Raw genomic sequence first — 15860 nt, forward strand, 5'->3', positions numbered from 1 at the left:
TTTGCAAAGTAGCAGACTTTGCAAAGTGACCGAAGACCTCGTCAGAACCGGCCCGCTCCCCGAGCACACCGTCCGCACCGCGCTGCTGGAGCTGCTGGCCGAGCACGGCACCGTCACCTCCACCGAGGCCGCCGCCCGGCTCGGCCTCAGCTCCGGCCTCTGCTCGTTCCACCTGCGACAGCTGGCCCGCTACGGGCTGATCGAGGAGGCCCCGGCCACCGACGGACGGGCCCGGCCGTGGCGGCTGCCGGCACCCCAACGCCCTGCCACCGGTGGCGAGTTCGACGAGCTGGCGCGCGGGCTGGAGGACGAGAGCCACCAGCGCTGGCTCGCCCGGCGCGCCGAGGCCCCGGCCGAGTGGCAGCAGGACGAGGCCTTCAGCACCGTCGTCTACCTGACCCCCGCCGAGCTGGCCGCCGTCGGCGGCGAGGTCCGCCGGCTCCTGGCCCGCTACCGGGACCGCGAGAGCGACCCGGCCGCCCGGCCCGCCGGAGCCCGCCCGGTCGCCGCCGTCGCCCGGCTGTTCCCGCTCCTTGAGCGGTAGGTCACGACGCCCGGCTGCTCCCGCTCCTTGAGCGGTAGGTCACGACGCCCGCGCCCGTACCGCCCGCGCCAGCGGCCCCGCCACCAAGCCGAGCGCCGCTCCCAGGACGACCCCCTGCACACCGTCCCACACGTCCTGCACGTCGCAGGCCCGGCCGATCGCGGGCACCGCGTACTGCACCGCCGACACCGCGAACGGCAGCGCCGCCGCGCCCAGCAGGGCCGCCGCCACCCGCCGCCGGGTACCCGCCAGCGCCGCCGCGAAGCCGACCGGGGCGTAGGTCGCCAGCTTGAGTCCGATGTCCCGGACGTGCAGCAGCTCGTCCGGCGAGCGCCACCGGCCGCCCAGCACGGTGCAGTGCCGGACGCCGCCCTCGGCGAGTTCGAAGGCCTGGGGCAGCAGCGTCGAGACGACCACGCCGCCGAGCCCGAGCAGCAGCAGGAAGCCCACCACCCAGTGGGCCCGCAGCAGCCGCCCCACCGGCCGGTTCAGCAGAGCCGCGGGCACCAGCGAGAGCAGCAGCCCGGGCCAGAACATCGGCATTCCGCCGAGCACCGAACTGATCACGCCCCAAACGGACGCCCGGGACGCCCGCCCGGTTCTCGCTCCGGACGGGAAACGCGACCGCAGGGTCACCGCCCGGTTACCGCATGTACCCGTCAGGCAAACCGGAGGGGCGGAGGAACCGGGCCGAGGAGGACCGGAACTCAGTGCGGGATCGAGGAGATCAGCTCCTGGGCCCCCTGCCGCTTGAGCGCCAGGGCCACCGAGGTCCCGAGGTCCTCCGGGGAGAGAGCGCCGGCCCACTCGTGGGCGTCCAGCACCCGCTTGCCGTCCGGGCTGAAGACCCGGCCGCGCAGCGAGAGGCGGCCGTCCCGCTCGGCCCGGGCGTAGCCGGCGATCGGGCTGTTGCAGTGGCCCTGGAGGGCGTGCAGGAACATCCGCTCGGCCGCGGCCTCGCGCCAGGTGTCGTGGTGGCCGAGGCCGGTGACCGCCTCGATGGTCGCGGTGTCGCCCTCGCGGCACTGGAGGACGAGGATGCCGGCACCGATCGGCGGGCACATCGCCTCGACGCCGAGCACCTCGGTGACCCGCGCCCGTTCGCCGATCCGCTCCAGGCCGGAGACGGCGAGCAGCAGCGCGTCCGCTTCCCCGGCGGCCAGCTTGGCGAGCCGGCTGTTGGCGTTGCCGCGGATCGGCACGCACTCCAGGTGCGGGTGGGCGGCGGCGAGTTGGGCGACCCGGCGGACGGAGGAGGTGCCGATCCGGGTGCCGGCGGGGAGGTCGGCCAGCGGCAGGCCACCGGGGTGGACGAGGGCATCGCGGATGTCGTCGCGGCGCAGGTAGGCGGCGAACACCGTCCCCGCCGGGAGCGGGCGGTCGGCGGGGACGTCCTTGAGGCAGTGGACGGCGACGTCGGCCTCCCCGGCGAGGAGCGCGGCGTCGACCTCCTTGGTGAAGGCGCCCTTGCCGCCGAGCGCGGCGAGATCACCCGTCCAGCGGTCGCCCGAGGTGGTGACGGGGACGACCTCGGTGCGCAGCCCCGGGTGCAGGGCGGCGAGTTCGGCGCGGACCCGTTCGACCTGGGCGAGCGCCATGGGCGAGGAGCGGGAGACGATGCGGATCAGCTCAGCGGTGGCCATGGCGCGATGATAGGGCCTCGAACAGGAGGTGGTGACGCCACGTCAGTTCGACCGGGACGTGGCGCCACCGCGCCCGGGTCACTCGTTGTGCAGCACCTCGGCGATCGGCAGCCGGGCCGCCGAGCGGGCCGGGAGGAGCGCGCCGAGGACGGCGATCGCGACCCCGGCGACGCCGACGCCGGTGAGCAGCGGGGCGCTCCAGACGTCCATCGTCCACTCCGGGAAGAGGATGTTCCCGACGTTCTCGATGAGCAGCCGGTGCGCCAGGATCCCGGCCGGGACGCCGATGAGCGCGCTGACCGCGCCCTGCCAGGCCACCGAGGTGACCGTCATCGCCACCACCTGGCGGGGTGTCATGCCGATCGACTTGAGCATGCCGAGGTCCCGGCGGCGCTCGCGGATGGTGAGCAGCAGGGTGTTGAAGACGCCCAGCGCGGCGACCACCGACAGCAGGACGGTGAAGATCGTGGCGAAGCTGATGACCGCGACGACCGGGCCGGCCGGGTCGGGGGCGAACACCTGGGCGGAGAGGCTGGGGTCGGCGGCCGTCACGGCCCGCTGGTAGGCCTCGGCGTCGGCGCCCTCGGCGAGCCTGATGTCGTACTCGACCGCGTGCGGGTCGTCGGTGAGCGCGGCCCGGGTGAGGTCGTTGGAGGTGAAGGCCCGGGCGTTGCCCTGGACCACCTCGCCGACCAGGGTGACGGTCAGCCGTCGGCCGTCGAGGTCCAGGGTGAGCTTGTCGCCGAGCTTGAGTCCGTGCTCCCGGAGGAAGGAGGGCCCGGCCTCGATCTCGTTCGGCCCGGTCGCCGCGCGGCCCCTGGCCACCTCGCGGCGCATCTCCTCGGCGAGGTCGTCGCCGCCGTAGAAGTCGGCGAAGGCGGGCTGGGTGTAGCCGACCAGACCGACCTTGACCAGGCCGCGGACATGGAACCGGTCGGCGCCGGGGGTGGTCCGCAGCATCGTCTCGGTCTGGGCGGGGGTGAGCCGGGGCTCGGTCCTGTTGCCCGAGAAGTGGGCGGTCTGCACCCGCACGTGGGTGTGGCCGTCGTCGTGGCCGGCCAGCCTGGTCAGGGTGGTGGCCAGTCCCGACGTCACGGTCACGGTGAGCACGCCGAGCACGATCGCCGACATGGTGAGCGCGGTGCGGCCGGGGCGGGCGAAGGGCTGGCCGAGGCCGAGGCTGACGGCGCGCGGCAGGCGGGTGCCGCTCAGCCGGCGCTGGATCGTCAGCCCGCGCCCGGTGCGCGGCGCGCTGCCGGCCGAGATGGCCTGGGCGGCGGAGAGCCGGTGGGCGCGGGAGGCCGGGAGGAGGGCGGCGAGGAGGACCAGCAGCGGGACGCTGACCAGGGTGGCGACGGGCAGCCAGCCGGCCGGTTCGATCACGGCGGTGCCGGTGGTGATCCCGGAGAAGGCCGACCGGAGGATCGGGTGGGCCGCCACCCAGCCGGTCGCGGTGCCGAGGACGGTGCCGGCGACGGCGGGCACCGAGACCATGGTCAGGTAGACGGTGACCACCTGGCGCGGGGTGAAGCCGATCGCCTTGAGCACGCCGATGTGCCGGTAGCCGGAGACCACCGCGCCGCTCACCACGTTGCCGACGATCAGCGCGGCGACGACCAGGCCGAGCACGCCGAAGACCGTCATCAGCGGCAGGTAGGCGTCGGCGCCCGCGGAGAAGGCGTCCTTGAGCACCAGGTAGGACTGGACGTTGGTGAGCGCGCCCTTCGGCAGGCCCTCGGTGGCGCCGGCCAGGGCGGAGGTGAGCCGCCGCTCGTCGGAGGCGTCGGAGAACCGGTAGAGCATCTGCCGGGCGGTGGGGTGCAGGGCCGCCGCCTGTTCGGGGGTGACCCAGCCGCCCGCGCTCTGGCTCATGCTGGTGGCGTAGCCGACGATGGTGAGCGTCTGGCCGCCGCTGAGGGGCAGCGGGTAGTCCAGGTACTCGTCCGGGAAGCCGCCGAACGGCTCGTTGACGACGACCTCGCCGGGTTTGCTCGCCCAGCGGCCGCCCAGCAGTTGCACCCGGTCCACCGGGCCGGCCGGGTCGGAGCGGCCGACGAGGGTGAGCGCGCCGGGCGGGCTGCCGATCCAGTCGGTGGGGATCTCCACCACGGCCTGGTCGAACGGCCCGGCGGCGGCCTCGACGCCCGGGCGGTGCGCGGTGGCGGCCAGTTGTTCCGCCGTGGCCCCGGCCGGGTCGAAGGTCGCGACGACGTGGGCGCCGCGCTGCCGGGAGAACGCGTCGTCGAAGGGGGCCCGGGCGGCGCTGATCACCGCGAGGGCGAGCAGCACGGTCGTGGTGGAGCAGAAGACGACCAGGCCGATCACGAGGGTCTGCACCCGGCGGCGCTTCACGGCCGCCCGGGAGGCGCGCCAGACGGCTCCGGTCATGACCGCGGCTCCAGCGTCCGGTCGCCGGCCACCCGGCCGTCCGCGAACTCGACCAGCCGGCTGGCGCACCGGGTGGCCAGGGCGGGGTCGTGGGTGACGATCAGCAGGGTCTGGCCGATCTGGTTGAGGTCGATCAGGAGGTCCATCACCTGCTCGCCGGAGCGGCTGTCCAGGGCGCCGGTGGGCTCGTCGGCGAGCAGCAGGGCCGGGCGGTTCATCAGGGCGCGGGCCACCGCGACCCGCTGGCGCTCGCCGCCGCTGAGCGTGGCCGGGTAGACGTCCTTGCGGTGGGCGACGCCGAGTTCGTCCAGCAGTTCCAGTGCCCGGCGGCGGGCCTGGCGGGCGCTGGTGCCGGTCAGCTGGGCGGCCAGGGCGACGTTGTCGAGGGCGGGGAGGTCGTCGATCAGGTTGAAGAACTGGAAGACCATGCCGACGTGGCGGCGGCGGAACAGGGCCAGGCCGGTCTCGTTCAGCTGCCCGAGGTCCTGGCCCTGGACGCGGACGGTGCCGCCGGAGGGCCGGTCCAGCCCGGCCACCATGTTCAGCAGGGTGGACTTGCCGCACCCCGAGGGGCCCATCACGGCGACCGCCTCGCCCGCGCGGATCCGCAGGTCGACGCCGTCGAGCGCCTTGGCGTCGCCGAACTCCTTGTGGACCGCGGTCAGCTCGACGACGGCCGGGGCGTCGTCCGGCCGGGAGGTCCCGTCGTGATCATTGCTCATGGTGGACGACGGTAGGCGCGGGGCCCCGGCCGGAACGTCCGACCCGGGGTGTAACCGCGGGCGGCCGTAGTACCGGGGATGTACTCGGACGGCACCCCCGGATGATGTGGATCATGCCCTGGCCTGGGAAGCTGGCGTCGTGTGGGGAACGTGGTGGGACTGGACGGCCGTCGCGGTGGCCGGTGCGGCGAGTGCGGGGGCCGGCTGGCTGGCGGTCGCGCTGGTCCGGGCGCGCCGGCTGCACCGGGCGGCCATCGGCGAGCGCGGCTGGCTGCTGGAGCGGGAGCGGGAGAGCGCCGCCCGGACGGCCGTGGACGCCGAACGGGCCCGGATCGCGGCCGAGTTGCACGACATCGTGAGCCACAACGTGAGCCTGATGGTGGTGCAGGCCGGGGCGGCGCGCGAGGTGCTGGCGACCATGCCGCAGGAGGCGGCGGCGGCGATGGCCGCGGTCGAGGCGGCCGGGCGGGACACCATGACGGAGCTGCGGCACCTGCTGGGGCTGCTCGCCCCGGCGGCGGACGGCGGCGAGGAGGAGGCGGCGGGGGACGGCTTCGCGCCGCAGCCCAGCCTGAGCCGGCTGAGCCCGCTGATCGACCGGTTCGCCTTCGCCGGGCTGCCGGTCGAGGTGCGGATCTCCGGGGAGCCGCGGCCGCTGCCGGGCGGCATCGACGTGACGGCGTACCGGATCGTCCAGGAGGCGCTGACGAACGCGCTCAAGCACGGGGACGGGGTGACGGCGGAGGTGACGGTGCGCTACGCGGACCACTACCTGCGGGTGGAGGTGCTCAACAGCGGCCCGAGCGTGCTCTCCGGGGAGCCCGGTCCGGCACCGGGCCCCTCAGCCGGCCCGGCACCGGGCCCGGTGTCCGGCCCGGCGGCACCGCGACCGGCCGGGGCCCCACCGGACGGCGCCGGGCGCGGGCTGGTCGGCCTGCGCGAGCGGGTCGCGGTGTACGGCGGGGACCTGGACGCCCGGCGCCGGCTCGGCGGCGGCTTCCGGGTCCGCGCCCGCATCCCGCTGGACCGGCCGTGACGGAGGACGAGCTGACCGAGGCCCGGGAGCGCCGCCCCCGGGTGGTGATCGCCGACGACCAGGAGCTGGTGCGCACCGGCTTCCGGATGATCCTCACCGCGCGCGGCATCGACGTGGTCGCCGAGGCCGCCGACGGCGCCGAGGCGGTGGCCGCCGCCGTGCTGCACCGCCCGGACGTCGCCCTGCTGGACATCCGGATGCCCGTCATGGACGGCCTGGAGGCCGCCCGGCGCATCCTGGCCCAGGTGCCCGGCTGCCGGGTGGTCATGCTGACCACGTTCGACCTGGACCACTACGTCTACGCCGCGCTGTCCGCCGGGGCCAGCGGCTTCCTGCTGAAGGACGTCACCTCGGCCCACCTCGCCGCCGCCGTCCGGCTGGTCGACACCGGGGACGCGCTGCTCGCCCCCTCGATCACCCGGCGCCTGGTGGAGCGCTTCGCGGCCGGCGCCCCGCGCCCGGCGCCCGGCGGTGACGCCCCGCCGCTGCACCGCGACCTCGCGCCGCTCACCCCGCGCGAGGCGGAGGTGCTCGCGCTGCTCGGCCGCGGGCTGTCCAACACCGAGCTGGCGCGCCGACTGACGCTCAGCGAGTCGACGGTGAAGACCCACGTGGCCCGGATCTTCGCCAAGCTCAACCTGCGCGACCGGGCGCAGGCGGTGGTGCTGGCGTACGAGACCGGGCTGGTCGCGCCGGGCGGCTGACCGTCAACTCACCGTCCACCCCGCAGTGTTCGCGTTACTATCATCCGAATCTCACTCTTTAGAGCTAACTTCCAGCCAAATTCCCCTTTTTGCCATGTCATGGGGCACCATCTGCATGTCCACGCCCGAACGAGACCGACACCCCCTCGGGCGCCACCACCCGGCATGACGATGACAATTGGACCGGCCCGTGACCACCAGCACCCCCGTGTGGGACTGCCCCTTCCAGCACACCGAAGGCCTGGAGTTCGACCCCCTCCTGAAGCGGCTGCTCACCGAGGCCCCGGTCGCCAGGATCCGGCTGCCGCACGGCGAGGGCGAGGCCTGGCTGGCCACCCGCTACGAGGACGTCAAGCTGGTCACCACCGACCGCCGGTTCAGCCGCGCCGCCGGAATCGGCCGCGACCTGCCCCGGATGACGCCCGCCCCGATCGCCCAGGCCGAGGCGATCAACCTGATGGACCCGCCCGCCCACAACCGGCTGCGCCGGCTCGTCGCCCAGGGCTTCACCAACCGCCGGGTCGAACGGCTGCGCCCGACCACCCAGCGGACGGTCGACGGCTACTTCGACGAGATGACCGAACACGGCGCCCCCGCCGACCTGATGCACTTCCTGGCCGCCCGCCTCCCCCTCACCACCATCTGCGAACTACTGGACATCCCCGCCGCCGACCGCGACGAACTGCGCGGCCACGCGGTCGCGATGATGCGGATGGGCCCCGGCAGCAAGGACGGCCAGGAGGCCGCCAAGACCGCGCTGCGCGCGTACTTCACCGAGCTCACCGCCGCCCGCCGGGCCCACCCCGGCGAGGACCTGATCAGCGCCCTCGCCACCGCCCGCGACGGCGACGAACTGCTCGGCCCGGACGAGCTGACCGTGATGGCGATGGTCCTGCTGGTCACCGGCCACGACACCAGCACCTACCAGCTCGGCAACCTCGCCTACACCCTGCTCACCCACCCCGAGCAGCTCGCCAAGCTGCGCGCCCGGCCCGAGACGCTGCCCCGGGCCCTGGAGGAGCTGCTGCGCTTCGTCCCGTTCCGCCAGGGCGTCGGCATCGCCCGGGTCGCCACCGAGGACGTCGAGCTGGGCGGGGTGCTGATCCGGGCCGGCGAGGCCGTGCACGTCTCCTACCTGACCGCCAACCGGGACCCGGCCTTCTACGAGCGCCCCGACGAACTGGACCTCGACCGCGGCGCGCCCACCCACATGGCCTTCGGCTACGGCCAGCACCACTGCCTCGGATCGCACCTGGCCCGGATGGAGCTCCAGGTCGCCATCGGCACCCTGCTGCGCCGCTTCCCCGGGCTGCGGCTGGCCGTCGAGCCCGCCGAACTCGACTGGAACTCCGGCTCGATCTGGCGCTTCCCGCGCACCCTGCCGGTGGCCTGGTAACCGCCCGCCCCGCCAGCCCCGACCTCTTCCACGCGTCCACCGGCCTGCCAGCAGGCCCCCAGGGAAGACCCGCCCATGGCCACACTGTGCCGCCCGGCGATCGCCGTGCCCGAGCACGTCATCACCCTCGACCAGACCCTCGCCCTGGCCCGCACCCTGCACGCCGACCACCCCCAACTCGGCCTGGTACTGCGGCTGATCGAGAACACCGGGGTGCGCACCCGGCACCTGGTCCAGCCGATCGAGCGGACCCTCACCCACCCGGGGTTCACCGTCCGCAACGAGGTGTACCGGCGGGAGGCCAAGCGCCGCGTCCCCGAGGTGGTCGAACAGGCCCTGGATTACGGCGAGTTGACCGCCCGGGACATCGACCTGATCGTCTACGTGTCCTGCACCGGCTTCATGATGCCCTCGCTGACCGCCTGGCTGATCAACACCATGGGCTTCCGCTCGGACACCCGCCAGGTGCCGATCGCCCAACTCGGCTGCGCGGCCGGTGGCGCGGCCGTCAACCGCGCCCACGACTTCTGCCGTGCCTACCCGGGCGCCAACGTGCTGATCGTCGCCTGCGAGTTCTGCTCGTTGTGCTACCAGCCGACCGACCTCGACGTCGGCTCGCTGCTCTCCAACGGCCTGTTCGGGGACGCCGTCGCCGCCGCGGTGATGCGCGGGCAGGGCGGGCACGGCGTGCAGGTCGAGCGCAACGGCTCGCACCTCGTCCCGCACACCGAGGACTGGATCTCCTACGGGGTGAAGGACACCGGCTTCCACTTCCAGCTGGACAAGCGGGTGCCCGGCACGATGGAACTGCTCGCGCCCGCGCTGCGCGGCCTCGCCGGGGAGCACGGCTGGGACGTCTCCGGGCTCGGCTTCTACGTCGTGCACGCGGGCGGGCCGCGCATCCTGGACGACCTGTGCCGCTTCCTCGCCCTGGAGCCGGCCACCTTCCGCTACAGCCGGGCGACGCTCACCGAGCGCGGCAACATCGCCAGCGCCGTGGTCTTCGACGCGCTGGCCCGGCTGTTCGCCGACGGCGGCGTGCCGGAGGGCACCACCGGGCTGATCGCCGGGTTCGGACCGGGCATCACCGCCGAGATCTCCCTGGGCAGTTGGGTCGGCGCCCCGGCCGAGGGGGCGCGCCCGCGCCGCCCGCGCGCCATCTCCACGTCCGACATCACCCTCGTCCATCCGACCGTCCCCCGCCGTTTCCCGGCCGGCACTACGATCTCGGAATGACCGATACCACGGACCGCACCGACACCGACGCCAGATCCGCCGAACTCGCCGCACTGTTCCCGGCGTTGCACGCGCCGCAGTACTGGAGCTGGGGGCGGTTCGACGCGCAGTTCTCCACCGAGCTGCCGCCGGACGCACTGGTCACCAACATCCACCTGGTCGGCTTCGCGGACGGTCAGGTGGTGCTCTGCCGCGACGACCGGGACCACTGGTTCCTGCCCGGCGGCACCCGCGAGAAGGGCGAGAGCATCGCCGCCTGCCTGGTCCGCGAGCTGAGCGAGGAGGCGGGCGCCCGACTGCTCGGCGAGCCCGGGTGGCTGGGCGCGCACCGCTGCCGCACCGAGGACCCGACGCCGTACCGGCCGTGGCAGCCGCACCCGGAGAAGGCCTGGCTGTGGGGCTGGGGCGAGGTCGCGCTGGACTCCGCGCCGACCAATCCGGCGGACGGCGAGCAGGTGGTCGAGGTCCGCGCGGTGCCGCCGGCGGAGGCGCGGCGGCTGCTGCTGGCCGGGCACGACGCCTGGTGGGGCGAGCTGGTCGAGCTGGCGGTGGAGCTGCGGCGGCGGGCGGGGCTGGGCTGAGGCCTGCTCCCGGCGCCGATCGCCGCTGTCCGGCGCTGACCGGCGCTGACCGGCGTGACTATTCCCGTCGGGCGGGAAGACCACTGGAACGGCCGAACATCAGGAAGCCATGTCCGTTTTGCGGTGATATGACTCGGCCATGGACACCAAACTGCTGGCCGTGGACTACCCCGCGCTCCACATCTTCTGGACGCTGCTGGAGCTGTTCCTCTGGATCCTCTGGTTCTTCCTGCTGTTCAAGATCATCACGGACATCTTCCGCAGCCACGACCTCAGCGGCTGGGGCAAGGCCGGCTGGCTGGTCCTGGTGATCGTCCTGCCGCTGATCGGCGTCCTCGCCTATCTGATCGTCCGCGGGACGTCGATGAGCAAACGGGACGTCGAACAGGCACAACGGTCCGAGGCCGCGTTCAAGGCCTACATCCGGGACGCGGCCGGGACGGGGCCGGCCGGCGGCTCCACCGCGGTCGGCGCCACCGGGCGCAGCCACGTCGACGACCTGGCGAGACTGGCGGACCTGAAGGAGAAGGGCGCCATCTCCGAGGAGGAGTACCAGAAGGCCAAGGACAAGCTCCTGCTCTAGGCATCCGGCCGAGGGCCGACGGCCGGTGGGCGCTCCGAGCGCGCCCACCGCCGTCGTCGTCCACCGGGCCGCCGTGGCCCACCGGCCCCCGTGGCCCAGCGGCCCCCGTGGTCCGGTGGCTCAGCGCCGCCCGGAGCGACGGTCGCCCGAGCCGCCTGCGCCGCCACCGGCCAGGCCCGCGCGGCGCAGGGCGTCCGCCATGGCGCTGTTGACCGGCGCGCCGCCGCCGAAGCCGCCCCGGTCACCGCCACCGCGCCGGTCCTGGCCGCCGCGTCCGCCCTGACCGCCGCCGCCGCTGCTGCCGCGTCGCTCCTGGCGCGGCGGGCGGGCCTGCCGGTCACCGCCCTGACCGCCGCGGTCGCCCCGGTCGCCGCCGCGCTCGCGCCCGACCTCGTCGTCCAGCCGCAGGGTCAGCCCGATGCGCTTGCGCGGCACGTCCACCGTGAGCACCCGGACCTTGACGATGTCGCCGGGCTTGACCACCTCGCGCGGGTCCTTGACGAAGTTCCGCGACAGCGCCGAGACGTGCACCAGCCCGTCCTGGTGGACGCCCACGTCCACGAAGGCGCCGAAGGCGGCGACGTTGGTGACCACGCCCTCCAGCACCATGCCGACCTCCAGGTCGCCGATCTTGTCGACGCCCTCCTTGAAGGTCGCCGTCCGGAAGGCCGGGCGCGGGTCGCGGCCGGGCTTGTCCAGCTCGCCGAGGATGTCGGTGACGGTCGGGACGCCGAACTTGTCGTCGGCGAAGTCCGCCGGGCGCAGCGCGCGCAGCCGCTCGCCGTTGCCGATCAGCTCGCGCAGCTCCCCGCCGGTCGCGGCCAGGATGCGGCGCACCACCGGGTAGGCCTCGGGGTGCACGCTGGAGGCGTCCAGCGGGTCCTCACCGCCCGGGATGCGCAGGAAGCCGGCGCACTGCTCGAAGGCCTTGGGGCCGAGCCGGGCGACGTCCTTGAGCTGCTTGCGGGTGCGGAACGGGCCGTTGGCGTCGCGGTGGGCCACGATGTTGTCGGCCAGCGTGCCGGTGATGCCGGAGACCCTGGTGAGCAGCGGCGCCGAGGCCGTGTTGACGTCCACGCCGACGGCGTTGACGCAGTCCTCGACCACGGCGTCCAGCGAGCGGGAGAGCTTCACCTCGCTGAGGTCGTGCTGGTACTGGCCGACGCCGATCGACTTGGGGTCGATCTTGACCAGTTCGGCCAGCGGGTCCTGGAGCCGGCGGGCGATCGAGACCGCGCCGCGGATCGACACGTCCAGGTCGGGCAGCTCCTGGGAGGCGAACGCGGAGGCCGAGTAGACCGAGGCACCGGCCTCGCTGACCATCGCCTTGGTGAGCTTCAGCTCGGGGTGGCGCCTGATCAGGTCCTCGGCGAGCTTGTCGGTCTCCCGGGAGGCGGTGCCGTTGCCGATCGCGATCAGGTCGACGTCGTGCTTCCTGGCCAGCACGGCCAGGGTGTCGATCGAGGCGTCCCACTTGTTGGCGGGCTGGTGCGGGTAGATCGTCTCGTGCGCGACGACCTTGCCGGTGGCGTCCACCACGGCGACCTTCACCCCGGTGCGGAAGCCCGGGTCCAGGCCCATGGTGGCGCGGGTGCCGGCCGGGGCGGCGAGCAGCAGGTCGCGCAGGTTGGCGGCGAAGACGCGCACCGCCTCCTCCTCGGCCTCGGCGCGCAGCCGGGCCCGCAGGTCGATGCCGAGCCGCACCAGGATGCGGGTGCGCCAGGCCCAACGGACGGTGTCGCCGAGCCACTTGTCGGCCGGGCGGCCGCGGTCGGCGATGCCGAAGCGCGTGGCGATCCGCTGCTCGTAGTCGTTCTCCCCGGGCAGGTCGCCCTCGGACTCGCCGTCGTACGGGGAGAGTTCGAGGTCCAGCACCTCCTCCTTCTCGCCGCGCAGCATCGCCAGGATGCGGTGCGAGGGGAGCTTGGTGAACGGCTCGGCGAAGTCGAAGTAGTCGGCGAACTTGGCGCCGTCGCCCTCCTTGCCGTCGCGGACGGTGGCGACCAGCCGGCCGCGGGTCCACATCCGCTCGCGCAGCGAGCCGACCAGGTCGGCGTCCTCGCCGAAGCGCTCGACCAGGATCGCCCGGGCGCCCTCCAGGGCGGCGTTCCGGTCGGCCACCGACTCGTTCAGGTACTGGGCGGCGAGCGCGGCCGGGTCCTGGGTGGGGTCGGCGAGCAGGGTGTCGGCCAGCGGCTCCAGCCCGGCCTCGCGGGCGATCTGGGCCTTGGTGCGCCGCTTCGGCTTGAACGGCAGGTAGATGTCCTCCAGGCGGGCCTTGGAGTCGGCGGCGAGCACCCGGGCGCGCAGCGCGTCGTCCAGCTTGCCCTGGGCCTCGATCGACTCCAGGACGGCCGCCCGGCGGTCCTCCAGCTCGCGCAGGTAGCGCAGCCGCTCCTCCAGGGCGCGCAACTGGGCGTCGTCGAGGGAGCCGGTGACCTCCTTGCGGTAGCGGGCCACGAAGGGGACGGTCGCGCCGCCGTCGAGCAGGTCGACGGCCGCCTTCACCTGCCCCTCGCGGACGCCCAGTTCCTCGGCGATCTTGCGCTCGATCGCCTGCTGGGCCTGCCGGGCCACCTGTTCGACTGGCGTGGTCACGAAGCCGGTCACCTTCTCCTTCAGTGCTTTCGCCGTACGCCCTGCATTCTGGCAGGTGCCGACGGTGGCGCCCGGCCGCACCCGGATCGGCCGGGCGTGGCGCGGCGATCCGGCGGTGTTCCGAGCGGCGTTCCGGCGGCGATTCGGACGGCGTTCCGGCGGTGTTGCGAGCGGCGTTCCGCACGACCGGGACGGAGTCCGGACGGCACCCCATCGAGGCTTGAGCGGGGCGCAGCCGGGGCTTCCTAGGCTGGCGGGCATGGACACCCTGGATGCCGCCGCCGAGTTGGAGCGGCTCGCTGCCGCCAAGTACCTGCTGTTCACCACGTACCGGAGGAACGGCGATCCGGTCGCCACCCCGGTGTGGGTCGCGCGCGACGGGGACGCGCTGGTCTTCACCACCGTCACGAAGACGGGCAAGGTCAAGCGCCTGCGCAACCGTTCGGACGTGCTGGTCGGGCCGAGCGACATCCGCGGCAACCCGCTCGGCGCCCAGGTGGCGGCCACCGCCGTGCTGGACCCGGTCCGGGCGCCCGGCTACCGGAAGCTGCTGCGGCGCAAGTACGGGCTGCTGTGCGCGGTGGCGCTGACCGCCAACGTGCTGCGCTTCGGCAAGGGCGGCACCATCGGGGTGCGGGTCAGCTTCGGCTGACCTCCGGCGCCGAGAGCCCCGGACGGCTGCGGACGGCTCCGGACGGCTGCGGACGGCCCCGGACGTTCTTCGAGTGGCCGCGAACGGCCTTCGGAGCGTGCGAAGTTCGGGAATCCGGAAGAACCGGGACGAGCGGCGGAGTACGCTGCCGGGCATGTGCGCTGCCACCCGGACGCTCCCCGACGGACCGGTGGTCGACGCGGCCCTGGTGCGGCGGCTGATCTCCGCCCAGTTCCCGCAGTGGGAGCGCCTCCCGGTCACCCCGGTGTCCACCCCCGGGGCGGACAACGCGATGTTCCGCCTCGGAACCGAACTCGCCGTCCGGCTGCCCCGGGTGGAGTGGGCGGCGGCGGGCCTGCGGAGGGAGCAGCAGTGGCTGCCCCGGCTGGCGCCGCGGCTGCCGCTGCCCGTTCCGGCGCCGCTGGCGGTCGGCCGGCCCGCCGGCGGCTACCCGTGGGAGTGGTCGGTGCTGCGCTGGCTGGACGGCGCCAATCCGGTGGCCGGCTCGCCGGCCGCACCCGAGGCACTGGCCCGGGACCTGGCCGGCTTCCTCAACGCGCTGCGCGCCGCCGATCCGGCCGGCGCCCCAGCCGCCCAGCGCAGTGTCCCGCTGGCCGCCCGGGACGGCGCCACCCGCACGGCCATCGCCCAGCTCTCCGGCTCCCTCGACGCGGCGGCCGCGACCGCCCTGTGGGAGCGGGCACTGCGACTGCCCGAGTACGACGGTCCGCCGGTCTGGCTGCACGGTGACCTGACCCCCGGCAACCTGCTGCTCTCCCGTACCGGCCGGCTGGCCGCCGTCCTCGGCTTCGCCCAGATGGGCGTCGGCGACCCGACCGCCGACCTGATCCCCGCCTGGAACCTGCTGCCCGCCGCCGCCCGTCCGGCCTTCCGCGCGGCCCTGGGCGCGGACGGGGCGACGTGGGCCCGTGGCCGCGCCTGGGCGTTCTCCATCGCCCTGGTGTCGATCCCGTACTACCGTCACACCGACCAGGCGCGGACGGCCAACGCCCGCCGCGTGGTCCGCGAGGTGCTCGCCGACCGAGGCGTGCCGGCCGCCCGGTGACTCCGGGATCGTCATACCGGTTCAGCAATCTTCCCCGGTCAATCCGGCTGTTAGCCTGACCCGCATGAGCGGACTGCGGGAGCGCAAGAAGGAGCGGACCCGGCGGGCCATCTCCGAGGCGGCCATCACCCTGTTCCTGGAACACGGCTTCGACCGGGTGTCCGTGGCGGACGTCGCGGCGGCGGCCGAGGTCTCCAAGCCGACGCTGTTCTCCTACTTCCCCAGCAAGGAGGACCTGGTCGTCCACCGCTTCGCCGACCACCAGGAGCAGTCGGCGGACGTGGTCCGGGGCCGGGGCCCCGAGGAGTCGGTGCTCGACGCCCTGCGCCGGGACTTCCTGGACGGCCTCGCCCGGCGCGACCCGGTCACCGGCCTCAACGACCACCCCCAGGTGCTGGCCTTCACCGCCCTGGTCCACGGCACCCCCAGCCTGGCCGCCCGGGTCGGCGCCTACGTCGCCCGCGCCGAGCAGTCCCTCGCCGAGGCGCTGCGCGAGGCCCCCGACCTGCCCGGGCCCCGGGAGCTCACCGCCGCCCTGCTCGCCGCCCAGGTCACCGCCACCCAGCGGGTCCTGGCCCTGCACAACTGGCGCCGCATCGGCGAGGGCGGCCGCACCGCCGACGACCTCCACCCCGAGGCCGCCGCCGACGCCGAACGCGCCTTCGACCTGCTCGCCCGCGGGTACGCCGGCGCCGACGGTTAGAGTTCCGC

The 15860-nt window shown here is 74.2% G+C and carries 15 protein-coding genes; 10 read left to right on the top strand and 5 right to left on the bottom strand.

Annotated features, from left to right (window positions below; translation table 11 throughout):
• Positions 1-25: 25 nt before the first annotated feature.
• The gene (locus ACZ55U_RS17370) at positions 26-544 is read left to right on the top strand and encodes a helix-turn-helix domain-containing protein (RefSeq protein ID WP_465526983.1); all 519 of its coding nucleotides are present in this window, start codon (positions 26-28) and stop codon (positions 542-544) included.
• Positions 545-583: 39 nt separating this feature from the next.
• Here ACZ55U_RS17370 and ACZ55U_RS17375 read toward each other — a convergent pair whose 3' ends face one another.
• From ACZ55U_RS17375 to ACZ55U_RS17390, 4 genes are all read right to left on the bottom strand, one after another.
• Positions 584-1111 (bottom strand): hypothetical protein, encoded by a 528-nt coding sequence (locus tag ACZ55U_RS17375; RefSeq protein WP_465526984.1) that lies wholly within the window; start codon positions 1109-1111, stop codon positions 584-586.
• A gap of 140 nt (positions 1112-1251) precedes the next feature.
• Positions 1252-2187, bottom strand: coding sequence for a hydroxymethylbilane synthase (gene hemC / locus ACZ55U_RS17380; protein ID WP_465526985.1), 936 nt, complete (start codon positions 2185-2187; stop codon positions 1252-1254).
• 78 nt (positions 2188-2265) lie between these two features.
• Complete coding sequence (locus ACZ55U_RS17385; protein ID WP_465526986.1) at positions 2266-4575, bottom strand: FtsX-like permease family protein; 2310 nt, start codon at positions 4573-4575, stop codon at positions 2266-2268.
• Positions 4572-5297 (bottom strand): ABC transporter ATP-binding protein, encoded by a 726-nt coding sequence (locus ACZ55U_RS17390; RefSeq protein WP_465526987.1) that lies wholly within the window; start codon positions 5295-5297, stop codon positions 4572-4574. Before ACZ55U_RS17390 ends, ACZ55U_RS17385 begins: the two co-directional genes overlap by 4 nt.
• A gap of 139 nt (positions 5298-5436) precedes the next feature.
• Between ACZ55U_RS17390 and ACZ55U_RS17395 the strand changes: the two genes are divergently transcribed.
• The 6 genes from ACZ55U_RS17395 to ACZ55U_RS17420 all read left to right on the top strand — a co-directional run bounded on the left by ACZ55U_RS17395 (position 5437) and on the right by ACZ55U_RS17420 (position 10833).
• On the top strand, positions 5437-6333 hold the full coding sequence (locus ACZ55U_RS17395) for a sensor histidine kinase (protein WP_465526988.1): 897 nt from the start codon (positions 5437-5439) through the stop codon (positions 6331-6333).
• A complete protein-coding gene (locus tag ACZ55U_RS17400; RefSeq protein ID WP_465526989.1) occupies positions 6330-7037 on the top strand; it encodes a response regulator in 708 nt (235 codons plus the stop codon). The genes ACZ55U_RS17395 and ACZ55U_RS17400 overlap by 4 nt, the downstream gene beginning before the upstream one ends.
• Positions 7038-7227: 190 nt before the next feature.
• Positions 7228-8433 (top strand): cytochrome P450, encoded by a 1206-nt coding sequence (locus ACZ55U_RS17405; RefSeq protein WP_465526990.1) that lies wholly within the window; start codon positions 7228-7230, stop codon positions 8431-8433.
• A 75-nt stretch (positions 8434-8508) separates the two neighbouring features.
• The gene (locus tag ACZ55U_RS17410; RefSeq protein WP_465526991.1) at positions 8509-9669 is read left to right on the top strand and encodes a type III polyketide synthase; all 1161 of its coding nucleotides are present in this window, start codon (positions 8509-8511) and stop codon (positions 9667-9669) included.
• A complete protein-coding gene (locus tag ACZ55U_RS17415; protein ID WP_465526992.1) occupies positions 9666-10250 on the top strand; it encodes an NUDIX hydrolase in 585 nt (194 codons plus the stop codon). Before ACZ55U_RS17410 ends, ACZ55U_RS17415 begins: the two co-directional genes overlap by 4 nt.
• Positions 10251-10389: 139 nt before the next feature.
• The gene (locus tag ACZ55U_RS17420) at positions 10390-10833 is read left to right on the top strand and encodes an SHOCT domain-containing protein (protein WP_465526993.1); all 444 of its coding nucleotides are present in this window, start codon (positions 10390-10392) and stop codon (positions 10831-10833) included.
• Positions 10834-10953: 120 nt separating this feature from the next.
• Here ACZ55U_RS17420 and ACZ55U_RS17425 read toward each other — a convergent pair whose 3' ends face one another.
• Positions 10954-13431: a Tex family protein gene (locus tag ACZ55U_RS17425; RefSeq protein ID WP_465526994.1), complete on the bottom strand. Its 2478-nt coding sequence runs from the start codon at positions 13429-13431 to the stop codon at positions 10954-10956.
• A gap of 259 nt (positions 13432-13690) precedes the next feature.
• Here ACZ55U_RS17425 and ACZ55U_RS17430 point away from each other — a divergent pair, with 259 nt between their 5' ends.
• From ACZ55U_RS17430 to ACZ55U_RS17440, 3 genes are all read left to right on the top strand, one after another.
• Positions 13691-14083, top strand: a complete 393-nt coding sequence (locus tag ACZ55U_RS17430; RefSeq protein ID WP_465526995.1) for a PPOX class F420-dependent oxidoreductase — start codon at positions 13691-13693, stop codon at positions 14081-14083.
• 154 nt (positions 14084-14237) lie between these two features.
• Positions 14238-15149, top strand: coding sequence for an aminoglycoside phosphotransferase family protein (locus tag ACZ55U_RS17435; RefSeq protein ID WP_465526996.1), 912 nt, complete (start codon positions 14238-14240; stop codon positions 15147-15149).
• Positions 15150-15213: 64 nt separating this feature from the next.
• A complete protein-coding gene (locus ACZ55U_RS17440) occupies positions 15214-15852 on the top strand; it encodes a TetR family transcriptional regulator (protein ID WP_465526997.1) in 639 nt (212 codons plus the stop codon).
• The last annotated feature ends 8 nt before the right edge of the window (positions 15853-15860 follow it).

This window comes from Kitasatospora sp. NPDC034533 (genome assembly GCF_055575155.1).